4 protein-coding genes are annotated in these 3951 nt (G+C 73.2%); 2 read left to right on the top strand and 2 right to left on the bottom strand.

From position 1 onward, the window contains the following. Positions 1 to 93 precede the first annotated feature (93 nt). Positions 94 to 402, top strand: coding sequence for a hypothetical protein (locus RWP81_RS15060; RefSeq protein ID WP_314457451.1), 309 nt, complete (start codon positions 94 to 96; stop codon positions 400 to 402). A 159-nt stretch (positions 403 to 561) separates the two neighbouring features. On the opposite strand, the gene RWP81_RS15055 is transcribed toward RWP81_RS15060, so the two are convergent. Further along, on the bottom strand, positions 562 to 2529 hold the full coding sequence (locus RWP81_RS15055) for a glycosyltransferase (RefSeq protein WP_314457449.1): 1968 nt from the start codon (positions 2527 to 2529) through the stop codon (positions 562 to 564). Between the two features lie 122 nt (positions 2530 to 2651). Here RWP81_RS15055 and RWP81_RS15050 point away from each other — a divergent pair, with 122 nt between their 5' ends. Beyond that, positions 2652 to 3263 (top strand): VTT domain-containing protein, encoded by a 612-nt coding sequence (locus RWP81_RS15050; RefSeq protein ID WP_314457447.1) that lies wholly within the window; start codon positions 2652 to 2654, stop codon positions 3261 to 3263. Between the two features lie 222 nt (positions 3264 to 3485). Here RWP81_RS15050 and RWP81_RS15045 read toward each other — a convergent pair. After that, the coding region (locus tag RWP81_RS15045; protein ID WP_314457445.1) for a fructosamine kinase family protein at positions 3486 to 3951 on the bottom strand (466 nt) is incomplete at its 5' end.

Genomic DNA, 3951 nt, shown 5'->3' with positions numbered 1-3951 from the left:
GGAAGCGGCGGCGGCTCGAGTCCGGGCGGCGGCGCAGGGTCCGGCTCCGGCGGCGGCTCAGGCGGGTCGACACCTCCGCCGTCGACATCGATCATGACCCCCGATGAGGCCCGGGCGAACGCCCGCGGACAGATCGGCGCCTACGGTTGGGGCGACGATCAGTTCTCGTGCCTGAACCTGCTGTGGAACCGCGAGTCGGGGTGGCGTGTACAGGCCGAGAACCCCTGGAGCGGCGCCTATGGCATCCCCCAGGCACTGCCGGGCGAGAAGATGGCATCCGCGGGACTCGACTGGCGTACGAACGGAGCCACGCAGATCTCGTGGGGCTTGTCGTACATCGACGCGCGGTACGGGAGTCCCTGCGGCGCGTGGGATCACTCCGAACGGAACGGCTGGTACTGAGCTCCGCTCACCCTCCGCCGGCGGCTGGGCCCGGTCGGGGTGGCCGGGATCCACCGCACCGCTACCCGGCCCCTGCGACAAACTCAACGATCTCCGACGCCACCGGTGGCTGAGCCGTCGAAGCCACCGGAACCCACCGCAACGCCGAAACCCGGGCCCTCACACCGCGTCGGCGCGCTCCCGATCGCCGCGCGTGGGCAGCTCCACGTAACCGGCGTGCTTCGCCCGGATGCCGTCGCCCGCGGTGCGACCGCGCACGCGGCGCCACACCCACGGCAACGCGTCGCGGGTCAGCCAGGTACCGCCCGGCGTGTCGTCGGCCTCGGCGTGCAGCGCCTCGTCGAGATCCAGCAGCGCGCGGGCGTCGGGCACACCCAGCGCCTCCGCGGCGCGATAGGCGACGAGGCGATGCCCTGACGAGCGCAGGTGCACGAGGTCGTCCGCCCACAGGGGCAGCTCGCCGAGTTCGGCGACGGCCTCGAGATCGAGCAGGATCGCCCCCTGCTCCTGCGCGATGCGGCGCAGCTCGACGTTGTAGGCCGCGAATCGTCGTGCGAACAGGCGCGCGGCGGGCCGGCGCGGCAGGAACGTCGTGACCAGCAGCACATCGGCCCCGGTGCGACGGACCGCCCGGACCGCGGAGTCGACCTCGGCGACGAGGGCCGGCATCACCAGCGCCGGAGCGAGCAGGTCGTTCGCCCCGATGAGGATCGACACCAGATCGGGCTGCAGCGCGAGGGCGTCGGGAACCTGCTCATCGATGAGATGGCGCACCCGTCGACTGCGCACGGCGAGGTTCGCGTAGCGGAACGGACCCGCCTCGCTCGTGTGCGCGAGAAGCTCGGCGAGGCGGTCCGCCCACCCGCGGAACTGCCCAGCCGGCATACGCGAGGTGTCGCACAATCCCTCGGTGAGCGAGTCGCCGAGGGCGACGTAGCGCGTCCAGCGCCCCCGGGTGCGGGATGCCGCGGGCGCGGCCGGCCGCGGACCCCCGCGCAGCAGCAGGCTGTCGTCGATGCGGCGGAGGGCCACGGCATCCTGATAGTGCCCGACGAGGTCGCGGGTCAGGGCTTCCCACGTGCGCCCCTGCACGGCCTCGCGGGCGGCGCGGGCGAACGCGCGACGCTTGGACTCATCGCCCACGAGGTCGGCGACACGGCCGCGCAGATCGTCGAGGTCGCCCGGCTTGTAGAGCCACCCGTCGACACTCGAACGCACGAGGTCCAGCGGACCGCCGACACCCGTCGCAACGACCGGGACGCCGCTGGCCAGGGCTTCCTGGATGGTCTGCCCGAACGTCTCGCTCTCGCCCGGGTGCACGAAGACGTCGAAGCCCGCCATGGCTCGCGCGAGGGCGTCGCCCGACAGGTGGCCGGTGAACACGGCATCCGGGATCGCCCTCTCGAGCGCGGGGCGCGAGGGCCCGTCGCCCACGACGACCAATCGGGTGCCGGGGAGATCGGCGAGGGCCCGCAGATCGTCGACCTGCTTCTCGGGCGCGAGGCGTCCGACGTATCCGATGATGCGCTCGCCGCGCGGGGCGACCTGGGCCCTCCATGCCGCATCGCGGTGCTCGGGGGCGAAGCGCACGGCATCCACTCCCCTGCCCCAGCGGCGGATGCGGTCGACACCGAGGTCGGAGAGCTGCCGGGTGGAGGCTGACGAGGGCGCGAGGGTGAGGGTCGCGCGACGGTGGAGACGCGCGACGTGACCGGCGACGAGAGCGGTGGCGTGGGGCACCCCGTACTTCTGGGCGTAGGCGACGACGTCGGTCTGGTAGATCGCGACCGAGGGGATCTTCAACGCGTCGGCGGCGGCGAGTCCCTGCCATCCGAGCACGAACGGGGATGCCAGGTGCACCACGTCGGGGTCGAAATCGCGCAGCAGCGCCCCCAGGCGCGCCGCTCGGGCGAAGACCACGCGCACCTCGGGGTAGGACGGCAGCGGGACGGAGCGCAGCAGCTCCGTGCGGGCGCCGTGCAGATCGGCGGTCACATCACCCGCCCGAGGGGCGATGACGAGGGTCTCGTGCCCCGCCTCGGCGAGGTGACGCAGCACATGGAGAACGGAACCGGTGACCCCGTTCATGTGCGGGAGGAAGGATTCGGCCAGCAGCGCGACTCTCACGACACCAGGGTGGGGGCCGGATGCCGGCTCCGTGCGCGACGTTCGCGATGTTCACCCGATGCTCCGCGGGGCGTCACCGCCCGGTCGGCCGGGCGTCTCGATCGGCGGCGGAGAGTGACCGGATGGACGGTGTCGACGCGTGGCTGCAGGCGATCGCCGCGAACCCCTGGGCGCTCGTCGCACTGGCGGCGCTCGTCTTCGCCGACGCGTTCCTCGTCGTCGTCCCGGGCGAGGCGGCGGTGACCGCGTTCGGGGCGCTGGCCGTGTCGCACGAGACGTTCCCCCTGGCATCCGTGATCCTCGTGGCGGCGGCCGCGGCCTTCGCGGGTGACACCTGCTGCTACCTGGTCGGACGCACGGTCGGGGTGGAGCGCTGGGCGTGGATGCGCGGACCCCGCGTGCGCGGGGCGCTGGAATGGGCACGGGCACGTCTCGAACGCAACGCCGCGGTCGTGCTCTTCACGGCGCGCTTCGTGCCGTTCGCCCGACTCGCCGTCAACCTCGCGGCCGGGGCGGCGCGGGTGAATCCGGTGCGTTACCTTCCGGTGGCGGCGCTGGCCGCGCTGGCATGGGCGGCGTACCAGGCCGTCATCGGGGCGATCGTCGCGGCCGTGGTGCCCGGCGGGCCCGTGGTGGCGGTGATCGTCTCGATCGTGGTGGCGGTGGGGGTCGGCGTGGGGATCGACCTCGTGCTCGCGCGGCGAGCGAAGCGGCGGGGGGCAGCTCGGAGCTGACGCGGGGGCCGACCGTCATCGGCGGCCAGATTGCGGGGGCGGCTGACGCTCCCGCGCTCACGCGTTCCTCGCAGATGTGCTCGAGGCTCGCAGAAATCCCGCGACCCGGTGCGAGGAACGTGCAGAACTGCGAGCTTCCGGATGCCGCGACCCGGTGGACCGCACACCCGACGCGTCTCGCACCTGAGAACCAGGTGATCCCGGATGCCGAAGCCCGGCGCCTCACACGAGAGCGAGCGTCCGCTCCGCGGCGTCGACGAGCGCCCGGCCGTACGAGGGGCCGTGTCCCGCGGCGTGAACGGCGAGCGGGTGCAACTGATGCAGCGGCGTTCGCTCGCGCCACCCGGTGCGGAGCGGTCGGGCGCGGTCGTAGGCGACGACGATGTGCTCCAGGAACGGGCAGCCGAACAGCGACAGCATCGCCAGATCGGTCTCGCGGTGGCCGCCGTGGGCCGCGGGATCGATCAGCACCACTCCCTCGGGTGACCACAGCACGTTTCCCGCCCAGAGGTCGCCGTGCAGTCGCGCGGGCGGTTCGTCGTCGTCGAACGCACCGGCCGCGACGACCTCGCAGGCGCGGCCGACGACCTCGGCTCCGGATGCCGACAGGTTTCCCGCGGCCACCGCGACCGGCACGAACGGCTCGATGCGCTGGGCCGCGTAGAACGCGCCCCACGTCGCGGTGGGC

The sequence above is a fragment of the uncultured Microbacterium sp. genome (genome assembly GCF_963521695.1).
Classification (GTDB): domain Bacteria; phylum Actinomycetota; class Actinomycetes; order Actinomycetales; family Microbacteriaceae; genus Microbacterium.
The sequence above is the reverse complement of the archived record's forward strand: the minus strand, read 5'-3'. Positions and strand labels throughout refer to the sequence as shown.

Coding starts and splice junctions, on each gene's coding strand:
- RWP81_RS15050 (WP_314457447.1), top strand. CDS start 2,652: ATGGACGGTGTCGACGCGTGGCTGCAGGCGATCGCCGCGAACCCCTGG.
- RWP81_RS15060 (WP_314457451.1), top strand. CDS start 94: ATGACCCCCGATGAGGCCCGGGCGAACGCCCGCGGACAGATCGGCGCC.